The sequence below is a fragment of the Modestobacter caceresii genome (assembly GCF_000761485.1).
Classification (GTDB): domain Bacteria; phylum Actinomycetota; class Actinomycetes; order Mycobacteriales; family Geodermatophilaceae; genus Modestobacter; species Modestobacter caceresii.
In genome coordinates this window covers 1-14221 of record NZ_JPMX01000127.1, presented here as the reverse complement: position 1 = coordinate 14221, position 14221 = coordinate 1, and the positions used below count along the sequence as shown (strand labels likewise).

Genomic DNA, 14221 nt, shown 5'->3' with positions numbered 1-14221 from the left:
GCGCGCGGCGGGGCTCCGGCCCCGTCGCAGGGTCCCGACCCGAGCTCGCGAGGGCCGGGGGGCGACGGGGTCCTTCGACCTGCATCAGCCGAACAGGCGAGGGCCGCAGTGCGGCCACTGCCCTGCGCCGGAACGGGCGTACAGCATCTGCGCCCGCATGGTCTGCTCCTCGGCCGACGCGGCGGCCGGGTCACCGCTGCCCCCGACGGCGGACCAGGTGCTCGTGGAGAACTGGTACATGCCGCGGTACTTGCCGGTGCCGCTCACCGCGGTGGGCCGGCCACCGGACTCGCAGGCGGCCAGCGCGGCCCAGTTCAGGCCGTCGGCGCTGACCACGGCGGCCGGTGCCGCCGGCTTCTCCTTGGTGCCGACGGCCACCTGCTGGTCGACCGCCGGGGTGCTGACCTCGACGCCCAGCTGCTCGCGGCCGGTCTCGACCCCATCGGTGACGGTGACCCGCCAGGTGACCGTCTGCGCGCCCTCGACCCCCTGCTGGGTGACCGTGCGCTGCCCCTGGAAGGCGTTCGGGTCCGGCGTCTCGACGGTCGCGTAGTCCAGCGGCTGGACCTCGGTCACGTCGGTGACGACGACCCGGGTGACCCGCAGGACCATCGCGTCCAGCAGGGGCTGCTGCGGGTAGATCGAGGTGCGGTCGGTGGCCGACAGGGCGATGCCCTGCTCGGCCAGCAGGTCACCGGCGGTCGCCGCGGTGGTGGTGACCACGCGCTGCTGGCCGTCCGCGATCAGCGTGACGTCCTTGTTGGTGGTGATGGCGAGGTCCATGCCGTCCAGCGGCAGGCGCTGGCTGCGGCTGGCGGAGAGCACCAGCTCGTCGGTGCGGTACCCGAGCTCGGCCAGCGCGCCGTCGACCGAGAGGGCCGTCGTGTAGACGTCGGTGCGCACCCCGTCGACGGTCAGCGTCAGCGGGCGGGCGCGGTTGAGCACGATCGTGGCGCCGTCGCCGATGGCGTCGCCGGGGTCGGGCAGGACGACGTCCTGCGAGGCGGGCTCCAGGCCCTCGTCCGCCAGCACCTCAGCGGCCGTGCCGGCATAGGTGCGCACCTCGCGCGACTGGCCGTCGACGGTCAGGGTCACCGTCTTCTGGGCAGCGAAGTAGGCAGCGGAACCGCCCACCAGGCCCAGCAGGACCAGGACGAAGAGAATCGACTTCAGCGATCGGTGCACAACACATCCACGGGTCACGGGGCCCGGGCAGGGGAACGAGGGCGACAGCCGACGGACCTCACCCGGAGGGCGGCGCCCATCACCGTGCGGCCCGACGAGCTCCGGGTCCGGGAGCGGTCACCCGGGCAGGAACGAGCGCCCAGGTGTTCCCCACCCCGGCTTGTCGGTCACGGCACGATAACGAACGCCTGACGGAAGAGAACGGTGCGGGATCAAGAAACCACCATGTCGACTCAGCCCTCCGCAGGCGCGCCGACACGGTGAGTGAGAAACGCGCCATCAGCGCGCCAAGCCACCCGGGTCGACGCCGTGCGCAAGGCCACAGCCGGCCGTGCGCCCGGAACGCCTCAGGCCAGCGCGGGCGAGGCCTGCCGCACGGGGCGCAACCAGGTCACCAGGAAGCCGGCCACCACCAGTCCGGCGATGATCGCGGAGAACCCGCCCGCGACGAGGGCCACCGGCAGCAGCCCGGCGCCGTCGGAGGTCACCTGGTCGCCGAGGTCGATCGCGGCGCGGAGCAGCAGCGCCCCCAGCGGGAGCAGGGCGAGCACGCTGGCCGCGGCGACCGACAGGTGCGCGGTCCAGGTGCGCTGCGCCTCGTCGACCGGCACGTCGGCGCCCTCGGCGGGGAGCGGGCGCAGCCACACCCGCAGCAGGGCGGCCTCGGCCAGCAGCCATCCGGCCAGCGGCACCGCCGTCGCCGTCGCCACGACCGGCGACGCCAGGTCGTCGACCTGGAGCAGGGCGGTGAGCACCACCCCGGCGACCGCGGCGCGCATGGTCCACAGCAGCCAGAGCGAGATCTGCTCCGACCGCCGCGGCCGGCGCGCCGGGCTGGCCGTCGCCCAGCGCGGCCGCGGCCGGGTCGCCTCGGCCAGCAGCACGCCGGCCAGCAGGCCCACGGCGAGGGCGGGCACCCAGAGGAAGACCGACGCCTCGGCGAACAGCACCACCGTGCTGACCACCAGCGCCAGGCCGAGCAGCAGCCCGAGGAGCCGCACCCGGTGGGCATGGGTGGCCTGGCGGGCGAGCTGCGCGGTCGCCTCCGGCGTCACCGGGACGAACTCGACACCGGCGGAGGCGACGGCCCGGCGACCGGACGCGAGTGACCAGCCCCGGGCCAGCATGGCGGCCGGGACCATCAAGGCGATGAAGAGCACGACGGCGATGAGGCGGCCCACTCCCCCAGTGTGCCCCGGTTCAGCTGGCCGGGGGGCGGCCCACCCGCCTCAGTCGTCCCAAGGGCCGAAGACGCGCTCCGCGGTGGCGGTGAGGGCGCCGCACAGCTGGTCCAGCGGCACCCCGGTGACCTCCGCGAGCGCCCGGACCGTGTGCGGTACCAGCCGGGCGGAGTTCGGGCGCCCGCGCAGCGGGGCCGGGGTCAGGAACGGGGCGTCGGTCTCGACCAGCAGCTGGTCCAGCGGGGTGAGCGCCGCCGCCTCGCGCAGGGCGCCGGCGCTGGAGAAGGTGACCGTGCCGGCGAAGGACAGCACGTGGCCGCGCTCGAGGCAGGCCCGGGCGAACCCGGCGTCCCCGGAGAAGCAGTGGAAGACGGTGTGCTCGGGCGCACCCTCGTCGTCCAGCACCCGGAGCACCTCGTCGTGGGCGTCGCGGTCGTGGATGACCAGGGCGATCCCGTGCCGCTTGGCGATGTCGATGTGCGCCCGGAAGGAGGCCTCCTGGGCGGCCCAGCCCTCGGGGCCGGTGCGGTAGCGGTCCAGGCCGGTCTCCCCCACCGCCCGCACCTGGGGCAGCGCGGCGAGCCGGTCGATCTCGGCCAGCGCCGTCTCGGTCGCCGCCCCGGCCCCTGCCTCGTTGGGGTGCAGCGCCACCGCCGCCAGCACGTTCGGGTGCCGGGCCGCGAGCGCGGCCGACCAGCGCGACGACCCGACGTCCACCCCGACCTGCACCAGCCGCGGGACGCCGACGGCCACGGCGGCCGCGATCGCCTCGTCGACCTCCGCGTCGGTGGGCTCCCGGTCCTCGCCGCCCACGGCGATGTCGAAGTGCGTGTGGCTGTCGACCGCCGGGGACGGCAGCGGCTCCGGGGACGGCGGCGGCTCACCCCGCCGGTTCGCCCGCGAGGACGCCGACCGGCTCACCCCCGGCCTCCCTCTGGGGCCAAGATCGCGATTCTGGCCCCAGCCGACCGGCTCACGCCGCCACCGGGATGGCCATTGTGGTGGTCCGGGAGGTCACGCCTCGCCGTCCGACCCGCTCTGGCCGCCCTCCTCCAGGCGACGCAGCTCCTCCTCCACGATCGAGGAGTCGAGCTTGGTGAACACCGGCTTCGGCGGGGCGAGCGGGGTGCCCGGCGGCGGCAGCGGCGTGGACGCCCAGACGGCCTGCCCCTGGTCGTAGGGCCCGGTGATGATCGGGTACGGCGAGCCGTCGTCCAGGTCCTCGGTCTCGACCACCTGCGGGGCGACCGACCACACGCCGGTGCCGCCCAGCAGCTCGTGCACCTGCTGCGAGGAGTGCGGCAGGAACGGCGTCAGCAGGGCGTTGCAGTCCTTGATCGCCTGCAGCGCGGTGTGCAGCACGGTGTCCCGGCGGGCCGGGTCCTCCTTGAGCTTCCACGGCGCCTGGTCCGACAGGTACTTGTTCGCCTCACCGACGACCCGCATCGCCTCGGTCGCCGCCGCCTTCTGCCGGTTGCGCGACAGCAGCTCACCGATCGGGGCGAAGGCCCCGGAGGTGGTGGCCAGCAGCGCCCGGTCGGCGTCGGTCAGCTCACCCGGGGTCGGGACGGCGCCCACGTTCTTGGCGGCCATCGACACCGAGCGGTTGACCAGGTTGCCCCACCCGGCGACCAGCTCGTCGTTGTTGCGACGCAGGAACTCCGCCCAGGTGAAGTCGGTGTCCTGGTTCTCCGGGCCGGCCACGGCGATGAAGTAGCGCAGCGCGTCGGCGTCGTAGCGGGCGAGGAAGTCGCGGACGTAGATGACCACGTTGCGCGAGGAGGAGAACTTCCGCCCCTCCATGGTCAGGAACTCGCTGGAGACCACCTCGGTGGGCAGGTTGAGCCGGCCGTAGGAGCCCGGCGTCCCGCCCTTGTCGCCCGCCCCGTTGTAGCCGAGCAGCTGGGCCGGCCAGATTTCGGAGTGGAAGACGATGTTGTCCTTGCCCATGAAGTAGTAGGCGTCGGAGTCCGGCGCCTGCCACCACTGCCGCCAGGCCTCCGGGTCACCGGACCGGCGGGCCCACTCGATGGACGCCGACAGGTAGCCCACCACGGCGTCGAACCAGACGTAGATGCGCTTGTCCGGCCGGTCCCGCCAGCCGTCCAGCGGCACCGGCACGCCCCAGTCGATGTCCCGGGTGTAGCTGCGCGGCTTGAGGTCCTCGAGCAGGTTGACGCTGAAGTTCAGGACGTTGGGGCGCCAGTTCCCCCGGGTGCCCAGCCAGTCGCCCAGCGCCCGGGTGAACGCCGGCAGGTCCAGGAAGTAGTGCTCCTCCTCGACGAACTTCGGCGTCTCGCCGTTGATCCGGCTGACCGGGTTCACCAGGTCGATCGGGTCCAGCTGGTTGCCGCAGTTGTCGCACTGGTCGCCGCGGGCGCCGTCGTAGCCGCAGATCGGGCAGGTGCCCTCGATGTAGCGGTCGGGCAGCGTGCGGCCGGTCGACGGGCTGATCGCGCCCAGCGTGGTCTGCGGGAAGACGTAGCCGTTCTTCAGCAGCCCGAGGAAGATCTCCTGGCTCACCGCGCGGTGGTTGGCCGTCGTCGTCCGGGTGAAGAGGTCGTAGCTGAGCCCGAGGCTGGCCAGGTCGTCGACGATGACCCGGTTGTTCCGGTCGGCGATCTGCCGCGGGGTGATGCCCTCCGCGTCCGCGGCGACCGTGATCGGCGTCCCGTGCTCGTCGGTGCCGCTCACCATCAGCACCTGGTCGCCGGACATCCGGTGGAACCGGCTGAAGACGTCGGAGGGGACGCCGAACCCGGAGACGTGCCCGATGTGCCGCGGGCCGTTGGCGTAGGGCCAGGCGACGGCGGTGAGGATGTGCCGATCTGTCACGGGCTGAGGGTAGTGACCGGCGTCGACCGGGTTGACCGGCGCGTCCTCAGGGGGCGTCGGTGACCGCGACCGTGCTGGGTGTGGGGACGTCGCCGGCGGGGACGCCCACCAGCGCGACAGCGGCCAGCGCCAGCCCGATGCCGGCCACGGTGACGCCCCGCAGCACGCGGTGCTCGACCACGGGTGCTCGGCGGGCCGGCCGGGGGCGCCCTCCGGCAGCGACCCAGGCGAGCGCGGACGGCGCGCTGGCCAGCAGCAGCTTCCCGGTGGGGACGGCGAGGCCCAGCAGCGCCAGCGCGGGCACCGGCAGGCCGCCGATCGGCCCGATCGCCACCAGCAGGACCCCGTTCGCACCGACCAGCCCCACCGCGCAGAGCACGACCAGCAGGGCGATCTCCCCGACGGCGACGGCGACCAGCAGCAGCCGGCCGGCTCCGTCGACGAGACCGGCCCCACCGCCGGCGCACAGCACGACCCACGCGGCGAGCAGCAGCAGGGTGACGGCGACGAGCCAGCCGGAGGGGCGCACCCCGGAACCGAAGACGCCCTCCAGGCTGGTCAGCCCGAAGGCGAGCAGCGCCAGGGCCTCCAGCACGGAGAGCCCACCGGCGGCGGCGACGGTCGCCGGCAGCCGCACCGGGCGCGCGGTCGCCGGGGCGACGGCGGGGGTGGCGCGGGGGGCGTCGAGGACGGCGCTGGGCACGGAGGTCTCCTGACCGCGGAACGGGTGTCCCGGATCAGGTCGGGCGTTCCGGAGGCCGACCGCAGCGCCACCGGCGCGGGTCTCACCCGCCGGGGTGAGACCCGCGGGTGGTGCGCCGGGGATGCTGGACCCCGACAGACCCGAGGGAGGACCGGTGACCGACACCGACAGCACGACCAGCAGGCGCGCCCCCGGGACGCCGGCCGAGCTCCCGCAGACGCTGCGCCCACGCCCGGCGGGCGCGCCCCGGGAGAAGCAGCCCGAGCGGGACACCGACGACCCGGTCGTCGACTGCGCCGTCTACGTGCAGGGCGAGCGGCTGGACGTCGCGCCGTCCGAGGCGCTGCAGGTGGCCCGCGACCGGGGCGGGTTCGTCTGGCTGGGGCTCTACGAGCCCTCCGAGGCCGAGCTCACCGCGATCGGGGAGCACTACGGACTCCACCCGCTCGCCGTCGAGGACGCCGTCTACGCCCACCAGCGGCCCAAGCTGGAGCGCTACGACGAGGCGATGTTCATGGTGCTCAAGACGGCCAGCTACGTCGAGCACGACCAGCTGACCGCCAGCAGCGAGGTGCTGATCACCGGGGAGATCATGGTCTTCATCGGCCGCGACCACGTGATCACCGTCCGGCACGGCACGCACGGGGAACTGGGGCAGCTGCGCACCCAGCTGGAGGGGCAGCCGGACCTGCTGTGCAACGGGCCCTCCGCCGTCCTCTACGCGATCGCCGACCACGTCGTCGACGACTTCCTGGAGGTCGCCGGCGAGGTGGAGCAGGACGTCGAGGAGGTGGAGACCTCGGTGTTCAGCCCGAGCCGCACCGACGACAGCGGCCGCATCTACCAGCTCAAGCGGGAACTGATGCAGCTGCGCCGGGCGGTGCTGCCGCTGGAGCTGCCCCTGGCCACGCTGGTCGACCGGCCGAACGAGCTGGTGCCCGAGGCGATGCGCTCCTACTTCCGGGACGTCCAGGACCACGCGCTGCGGGTGCGTGACCAGGTGACCGGCCTGGACGAGCTGCTGACCTCGATCCTGCAGGCGTCGCTGGCCCGCACCTCGCTGGCCGACAACGAGGACATGCGGAAGATCTCGGCATGGGCCGGCATCATCGCCGTCCCGACCGCGATCGCCGGGGTGTACGGGATGAACTTCGAGTACATGCCCGAGCTGGACGAGCCGTGGGCGTACCCCGCCGCGCTGCTCCTGATGGTGGCCGCCTGCGTCTCCCTGCACCGCGGCTTCAAGCGCACCGGCTGGCTCTAGCCCGGCTCGCCGTTGTGCGCTCGTCGTCGGTTCGGGCCCGCCCGGCCGACGGTGAGTGCACAACGGCGGAGCCTGTGGACGACGGCCGCGGCGTGTGGGGCCGGGACGGGAGGGTGCGGATGTGCTCGCCGTGCCCGACGACCTCCGCCACACGCCGTTCCGTGGGTCCGACGCCGTCCGGGACGGCGCGCTGACGGCGGCCCAGCTGCGCAGGCACTGCTGGAGACGACTGTTCCCCGACGTCTACGTGCACCGCGAGGTCCCGGTCACGCACGAGCTGCGGGCGATGGCCGCGGGGCGTCTGCTGCTGCCGGACGACGTGATCACCGGGGTGAGCGCGGCCGCGCTGTGGGGGGTCCCCCTCGCCTCGGCGGACGACGACGTGGAAGCCACCCGCTGGCCGGGCGGTCATCCCGTGCGGGTCCCCGGACTACGGGTCCGGCGCGCGGACCTGGAGGCACGCACCGTTGTCCGGCACCGGGGCGTGCACCTGATGACACCCGAGGCGACCGCGGTGCGGCTGGCCTCGGCGTTGCCCCTGGTCGAGGCCGTGGCCGCCGTCGATCAGCTGGTGGTGCTCGCCGGCGCCGACCTCGAGGAGGTGCGCTGGCTGGCCGGCACCGCCCTCGGACCGGGCAGTCGGCGCGCCCGCCGTGCCGTGGCACTGGCCGACGGACTCGCCGAGTCCCCGCAGGAGTCCCGGTTGCGCCTGCTGATCGGTGACAGCGGTCTCCCGGCACCGGTCGCCCAGTTCCGCGTGCTGGACGGCGGCCGCGTCGTCGCCCGGGTGGACTTCGGCTGGCCAGAGCAGCAGGTGGCGCTGGAGTACGACGGGCCCTGGCACGCGGAGCCCGGCCAGTTCGCCCGCGACCGGCAACGGCTCAACCGGCTGACGGCGGCCGGCTGGCGCGTGCTCTTCGTGACGGCGGCCGACCTGCACCAGCCCGGTCGACTGGTCGCACGGATCGCGCCGCGCTCGGCGTTGTGCGCTGACTGCCGGTCGGTGGACCCACGACCGACATCCGGTGCACAACCGCGACCAACGGTGTGAAGGTCAGGGGCGTTTGGCGGACAGGACTGCGTTGTAGACGTCTCGTCTCGGCAGGCCGGTGCGGGTCATCACGGTGCGGATCGCCTCCTTGCGGTCGGCGCCGGCGGCCTCCTCCGCAGCGACCTCGGCGGCCAGTTCCGCCGGCGTCAGGGTGGCCGGGCCGGCGACCGCGCCGGCGACCACCAGGGTGATCTCGCCGCGCACGCCCTCGGCGGCCCACTCGGCCAGCGAGGCCAGCGACCCGCGGCGGACCTCCTCGTGGGTCTTGGTCAGCTCCCGGCAGACCGCGGCGGGCCGGTCGGCGCCGAGCGCCCCGGCCGCGTCGGTGAGGGCGTCGGCCAGCCGGTGCGGCGACTCGTAGAACACCATCGTGCGCGGCTCGGCGGCCAGCGCCGCCAGCGCCGACCGCCGCTCCCCGCCCTTGCGCGGAAGGAAGCCCTCGAAGGTGAAGCGGTCGCAGGGCAGCCCGGAGACGGCCAGCGCCGTGACGACGGCCGACGGTCCGGGCACCGACGTCACCTCGATGCCCGCCTCGATCGCCGCCCGCACCAGCGTGTACCCGGGGTCGGAGACCGACGGCATGCCCGCGTCGGTGATCAGCAGCACGGTGCGGCCCTCGGTCATCGCCGCCACCAGCCCGGGCAGCCGCGACCGTTCCACGGTCTCGTGGAAGGTGACCACCTTGCCGGTGAGGGTCACCTCGAGGTCCTTGGCCAGCCGGTGCAGCCGCCGGGTGTCCTCGACCGCCAGGACGTCGGCGTCGGCCATCGCCTGCCGCAGCCGCGGGCCGACGTCGCCGGGCTGTCCCAGCGGTGCCCCGCCCAGCACGAGTCGTCCGGTCATGCGGCCGAGCCTGTCACGCCGGCTCGCCCAGCTCGGCCACATACCCTGGCCGGCATGGCGGTGCTGGTCCCGGAACGCACGGAGTCAGCTCCCGGGGCACCTGCTTCCCGCCGTTTCCCGCCGCTCCCCCGGCCCCGCCGGCAGGGCACCCCGCCGCTGCCGACCGACCGGGTGCTGGCCGCGGTGCTCACCGCCGTGCTCGGGCTGGTGACCCTGGTGGCCCGGCTCTGGGACATCGGCTACCCGACCGAGCTCGTGTTCGACGAGGCGTACTACCCGCCCGAGGGCGCCGAGATGCTGGAGCTCGGCTACGAGTACAACCGCGGCTACACGTTCATCGTCCACCCGCCGCTGGGCAAGTGGCTGATCGCGGCGGGCGAGCAACTGTTCGGGTACGGGCCGCTGGGCTGGCGGGTGCCCAGCGCGGTGGCCGGGACGGTGGCGGTCGTCGTCCTCACCCGGCTCGCGCGCCGGCTGACCGGCTCGACGCTGCTGGGCCTGCTCGCCGGCCTGCTCCTGGCCGTCGACGGCTTCTCCTTCACCCTCGGCCGGATCGGGCTGCTGGACGTCTTCCTGCAGGTCTTCGTCGTGAGCGCGGTCGCCTGCCTGGTGGTCGACCGGGACCAGGTGCGGCAACGGGTCCGGGACGGCGCCGACCGGGTGACCGCGGCCGGGTTCCGGCTCGGCCCGCGGGGCTGGCGGATCGCCGCCGGGGTGCTGTTCGGCTGCGCCTGTGCGGTGAAGTGGAGCGGGGTCTGGTTCCTGGCGTTCTTCGCGGTGCTCTCGCTGTTCTGGGACCGGGCCGCCTGGCGCGAGGCGGGGGTCCCCCGGCCCACCCGGACGGCGCTGCGCCGAGGTCTGCCCGGGGCGACCTGGGCGCTCGCCGTCGTCCCGGTGCTGACCTACCTGGCCTCCTTCGCCGGCTGGTTCCGCGGGGAGAACGCACAGGGCCGGCACTGGGCCGCGGAGAACCCGGACACCTCGTTCGGCTTCGTGCCGGACGCGCTGCGCTCGCTGTGGCACATGCACGGCGAGTGGCTGGGCTTCCACAGTGGGCTGTCGAGCCCGCACCCGTGGGAGTCCAGCCCGTGGTCCTGGCTGGTCGACGGTCGGCCGATCTTGCTGTGGAACCCGCAGGGGCTCACCGACGCCGCGGGTGACCAGGTCGTCCGGTACATGCTCATGCTGGGCACGCCGACGCTGTGGTGGCTCTTCACCCCGGCGCTGCTGTGGCTCGGGTGGCGGATCGTCGCCCGCCACGACCCGGCGGCCGTGGTCGCCGCGACCGGCATCGCCGCGGGCTGGGGCACCTGGTTCATCAACCTGGACCGGACGATGTTCATCTTCTACATGGCCCCGGCCCTGCCGTTCTTCGTGCTGGCCGTCGTGCTCGTGCTGCAGGACGTGCTGGGCCCACCAGCCGCCTCCGCGCTGCGCCGCCAGGTGGGGCTGGCCGTCGTCTGCCTGTACGTCGCGGTGGTCGTGGTGACGTTCGCCTTCTTCCACCCGGTACTCACCGGCCAGCCGCTGTCGCACGCGGAGTGGCTGCAGCGGATGTGGCTCCCTTCCTGGTTCTGACCGCTGGACGTCAGCCGGTCGGGTCGGCGGCCGACATCCGCGACCGCGCCCCGGCTCCCCAGGCGGCTGCGGCGTCCGGCTCGGTCTCGATCCGCCAGTCGACGTCGGCACGGGTGTCGACGTGGTCGAACCAGACCAGGCCGGTGACGTCCGGCCGCTGCTGGACGGCGGCCATCATCTCGGTGATCCAGGCCGCCTTGCTGCCGCCGGAGCCGGAGCTGCCGACCTCGGCGACCCACACGGGCCGGCCGGTGAGCGCGCGCACCTCGGCGATGCTCTCGTCGAACAGCGAACCGAAGTCGGTCCACTCGGTGCGGTGCCCGTCGTGCGTCCGGGCGCCCCAGTTGTAGTTGCTGAGCCCCACCGCGTCGACGGCGTCGTCCCCGGGGAAGAGCGGGCCCAGCGGAGCGCCACCGGTGTAGACGGCGTTGGGCGCCCAGAGCCACTCCACGTTGTCCACGCCGAGGGCGGCGAAACGGCCCTGGACGTGCCGCCAGGCCCGGACGTAGTCGCCGTCCCGGTTGCCGTTGACCCCGCTACCCCACGGGTACCAGTTGCCGTTCATCTCGTGCATGAGCCGGATCGTCAGCGCCCGCCCGTGTTCCCGCACGGAGGCTGCGTAGCGGTCGATGTAGTCGTCGTGGTCGCCCGCCGCGATCGCGGCGAGGCTGTAGCGGGGCTGGGCGGTGCGGGGGCCGGTGGGGTCCCAGGGCTCCCAGGTCACCGACAGCCGAGCGCCCCGGGAGGCCACGGCGTCGGCCAGGTGCGGGTCCAACGGGCGGTCCGCCGACCAGTGCTCGAAGACGTCGAACAGCTCCGGATGTGTGCCGGTGGCCGCGATGAAGGCGTCCAGCTCCTGGATCGACGCGGCCGAGATGCCGAGCGTGGGGGTCCGTGACGCCTCCGGGACGCCGGCCGGTGGGGTCGGACCCGGGGACACCGAAGACGGCGACGACGTCGGCCCGGGGAGTGCCGTGGCGGGCTGGGCGGGTCGCGCGGCGGGGGCCATGACCACTAGGTACGCCACCAGCGCCGCGACGGCAACGGCCGTGCCGACCACCAGGACGTGCCGGCCTGCCCGGACGGGGAGGACCCGGGGGGCTGGGGAGACGTCCACACACCCACGATGGAGGTCAGGGGCCCGTGCGGTCAGCGACGCTCCCTCGTCGGGGGGACGTCACCGACCTGCTCGCGGGCAGGCGCACCCCGGAAGGGTGGCCACCCATCGCCACGGGTCGTGCCGGGACAGACGCTGCCCAGGTGACCGAGGTGAACGGGACTGCTCCCGCCGTCCGACCCGAGCGCCGGGAGACCGGGCGCCTGTACGGCCGTACCGCGACCGAGGTGACGGGCCCGCTGCAGCCGCGGACGGACCGCGTGCGGTACCGGGACGTCCTGACCCCTGCCCAGCGACGAGGGGTGCTGGCACTCGGCTGGGGACACGTGGTCCTGTCCGTGGGGATGGCCGGGTACCTGCTGCTGCCGGCGAACCTCCCGGTGCTGCGCGCGGATCCGGTCGTCAACACCCTGGCCGTCGCCGGGCTGCTGACGATGATCCTGCTGCAGCTGATCGCCGGGCTGCGCACCTGGACGGTCATGTACCACGCCGGCCGGGCGAAGGACCCCGTGGCCATGCGACCGGAGCCCGGCCTGCGGGTGGCCGTGCTGACCACGATCGTGCCCGGCAAGGAGCCGCTGGAACTGGTGATGGCGACCCTGCGGGCGATGACCCGGATCCGGCACGACGGACAGCTGGACGTCTGGCTGCTGGACGAGGGCGACGACCCGGAGGTGCGGCGGCGCTGCGCGGAGCTGGGCGTCCGGCACTTCAGCCGCAAGGGCGTGCCGGAGTGGAACCAGGCCAGCGGGCCCTTCCGGGCCCGCACCAAGCACGGCAACCACAACAGCTGGCGAGCCGGCAACGAGCAGGACTACGACGTCGTGGCCCAGATGGACCCCGACCACATCCCGTTCCCGAACTTCCTCGAGCGCACCCTCGGCTACTTCGCCGACCCCGACGTCGCCTTCGTGGTGGCGCCCCAGGTGTACGGCAACCTGACCGAGTCCTTCGTGGCCCGCGGCTCGGCCGAGCTCGCCTACCTCTTCCACGGGATCATCCAGCGTGGCGGCAACGGGCACGACGCGCCTCTGCTGATCGGCACCAACCACCTGTACCGGCCGGCCGCGTTCGCCCAGATCGGCGGCTACCAGGACTGCATCATCGAGGACCACCTGACCTCGATGGTGGTCTACACCGCGGTCAACGAGGCGACGGGCCGGGACTGGAAGGGCGTCTACACGCCGGACGTGATCGCCGTGGGCGAGGGCCCGGCCACCTGGTCGGACTTCTTCAGCCAGCAGAAGCGCTGGGCGTACGGCGTCTGGCAGATCGCCCGGCAGCACTCCGGGCGACTCTTCCCGCAGATGCGCACCCGGCAGCAGCGGCTGTCCTTCTTCGCCCTGCAGACGCACTACCCGACGACGGCCATCGCCTGGGTCGGCGGGATCTCGCTCTCGGTTCTGTACCTGGTCGGCGGGGTGGCCGTGACCGACCTGCCGCTGGGCCAGTGGGGTGCGCTGTTCGCCGCCAACCTGATCGCCGGGCTGGTCTTCGCGACCTGCCTGCGCCGGTTCAACCTGGTGGAGCACGAGCGGCGCTCGTGGGGCGTCACCGGCATGCTGCTGGACCTCTTCACCGCCCCGGTGTACGTGGCGGCTGCTGCCGCCCAACTCGCCGGTCGCCCACTGGCCTACGTGGTCACCGCGAAGGGCAGCGCCGCGACCGGGGACACCTGGCGCACCTTCCGCCCGCACCTGTTGTGGCTGGGGATCGCCGTGTCCGCGATGCTCACCGGCCAGCTGCTGGAGCACGAGTACCCGGCGCTGTACGTGTGGGCCGGGCTGACCGCGGTGGTGTGCTTCACCCCGGTGCTGTTGGTGTCGGTCAACCGGGTGGCGGAGGCCCTGCCCGTGCAGCTCGCCCGGCTGCGGCCGGTCCTGGGCAACCGGCGGCTGGGCGATGCGCTGGTCGCCCAGGGCGCCCTGACCCCGGCGCAGCTGCGTGAGCTGCTGGACCTGCAGGCCACCCGCGAGGCCGGCTGGCTGCGGCTCGGGGACCTGGCGGTCGCCGAGGGGTACATCAGCACCTCGCAGCGGGCGAGCGCCGCCGCGCAGCTGCGGCCCACCCGGGGTGCACCGGCGACCGCGATGGCCCAGTCCTGATCCGGGCGCCCGGAAACGCGTCAGGCCGGGCCCTGATGGGCCCGGCCTGACCGGGGTGGAGCTGAGGGGAATTGAACCCCTGACCCCCTCGATGCGAACGAGGTGCGCTACCGGACTGCGCCACAGCCCCTCGGACGGAGAGCTTACCGTCCGGTCCCTCCGGCGCTGCACGGGGGCAGCGCCGGAGGTCCTCCCTCAGCCGTTGACGACGCGCTTCGGGGCGTAGACGTCGATGTCGGCGAAGCCGATGTCCTCGTCGTCCAGGCCGACCACGGCGCTCTGCTGCCAGCCGGCCGGGGCCGGGGTGCGAGCCGCGACCACCCGTCCGGGGCGCAGCGGGTGCACGGGAGCCAGCGGCA

Annotated in this window: 11 protein-coding genes and 1 tRNA gene; 4 read left to right on the top strand and 8 right to left on the bottom strand. The window is 73.9% G+C overall.

Going from position 1 to position 14221, the window contains the following annotated elements; all coding sequences use genetic code 11:
• Window positions 1-84: 84 nt before the first annotated feature.
• The 5 genes from IN07_RS22590 to IN07_RS22570 all read right to left on the bottom strand — a co-directional run bounded on the left by IN07_RS22590 (window position 85) and on the right by IN07_RS22570 (window position 5904).
• Window positions 85-1185, bottom strand: a complete 1101-nt coding sequence (locus tag IN07_RS22590) for a resuscitation-promoting factor (protein WP_036341011.1) — start codon at window positions 1183-1185, stop codon at window positions 85-87.
• A gap of 347 nt (window positions 1186-1532) precedes the next feature.
• The gene (locus IN07_RS22585) at window positions 1533-2366 is read right to left on the bottom strand and encodes a hypothetical protein (RefSeq protein WP_052091653.1); all 834 of its coding nucleotides are present in this window, start codon (window positions 2364-2366) and stop codon (window positions 1533-1535) included.
• A 48-nt stretch (window positions 2367-2414) separates the two neighbouring features.
• Window positions 2415-3287: a TatD family hydrolase gene (locus IN07_RS22580; RefSeq protein ID WP_036341008.1), complete on the bottom strand. Its 873-nt coding sequence runs from the start codon at window positions 3285-3287 to the stop codon at window positions 2415-2417.
• A gap of 93 nt (window positions 3288-3380) precedes the next feature.
• Window positions 3381-5201, bottom strand: coding sequence for a methionine--tRNA ligase (gene metG, locus IN07_RS22575; protein WP_036341005.1), 1821 nt, complete (start codon window positions 5199-5201; stop codon window positions 3381-3383).
• 46 nt (window positions 5202-5247) lie between these two features.
• A complete protein-coding gene (locus IN07_RS22570; RefSeq protein WP_036341002.1) occupies window positions 5248-5904 on the bottom strand; it encodes a hypothetical protein in 657 nt (218 codons plus the stop codon).
• A gap of 154 nt (window positions 5905-6058) precedes the next feature.
• Between IN07_RS22570 and IN07_RS22565 the strand changes: the two genes are divergently transcribed.
• A complete protein-coding gene (locus IN07_RS22565; RefSeq protein ID WP_036340999.1) occupies window positions 6059-7168 on the top strand; it encodes a magnesium and cobalt transport protein CorA in 1110 nt (369 codons plus the stop codon).
• 130 nt (window positions 7169-7298) lie between these two features.
• Entirely contained in the window at window positions 7299-8219 is a 921-nt protein-coding gene (locus IN07_RS22560; protein ID WP_081975635.1) for an endonuclease domain-containing protein, read from the top strand.
• 3 nt (window positions 8220-8222) lie between these two features.
• Here the strand turns inward: IN07_RS22560 and rsmI are convergent, their stop codons facing one another.
• On the bottom strand, window positions 8223-9062 hold the full coding sequence (gene rsmI / locus IN07_RS22555) for a 16S rRNA (cytidine(1402)-2'-O)-methyltransferase (protein WP_036340995.1): 840 nt from the start codon (window positions 9060-9062) through the stop codon (window positions 8223-8225).
• Between the two features lie 54 nt (window positions 9063-9116).
• Between rsmI and IN07_RS22550 the strand changes: the two genes are divergently transcribed.
• Window positions 9117-10640 (top strand): dolichyl-phosphate-mannose--protein mannosyltransferase, encoded by a 1524-nt coding sequence (locus IN07_RS22550; RefSeq protein WP_036340992.1) that lies wholly within the window; start codon window positions 9117-9119, stop codon window positions 10638-10640.
• Between the two features lie 10 nt (window positions 10641-10650).
• On the opposite strand, the gene IN07_RS22545 is transcribed toward IN07_RS22550, so the two are convergent.
• Entirely contained in the window at window positions 10651-11757 is a 1107-nt protein-coding gene (locus IN07_RS22545; RefSeq protein WP_081975634.1) for a glycoside hydrolase family 26 protein, read from the bottom strand.
• A gap of 143 nt (window positions 11758-11900) precedes the next feature.
• Here IN07_RS22545 and IN07_RS22540 point away from each other — a divergent pair, with 143 nt between their 5' ends.
• A complete protein-coding gene (locus IN07_RS22540) occupies window positions 11901-13862 on the top strand; it encodes a glycosyltransferase family 2 protein (RefSeq protein WP_231558539.1) in 1962 nt (653 codons plus the stop codon).
• Window positions 13863-13918: 56 nt separating this feature from the next.
• On the opposite strand, the gene IN07_RS22535 is transcribed toward IN07_RS22540, so the two are convergent.
• Window positions 13919-13992: transfer RNA gene (locus IN07_RS22535), tRNA-Ala, on the bottom strand.
• Between the last annotated feature and the right edge of the window lie 229 nt (window positions 13993-14221).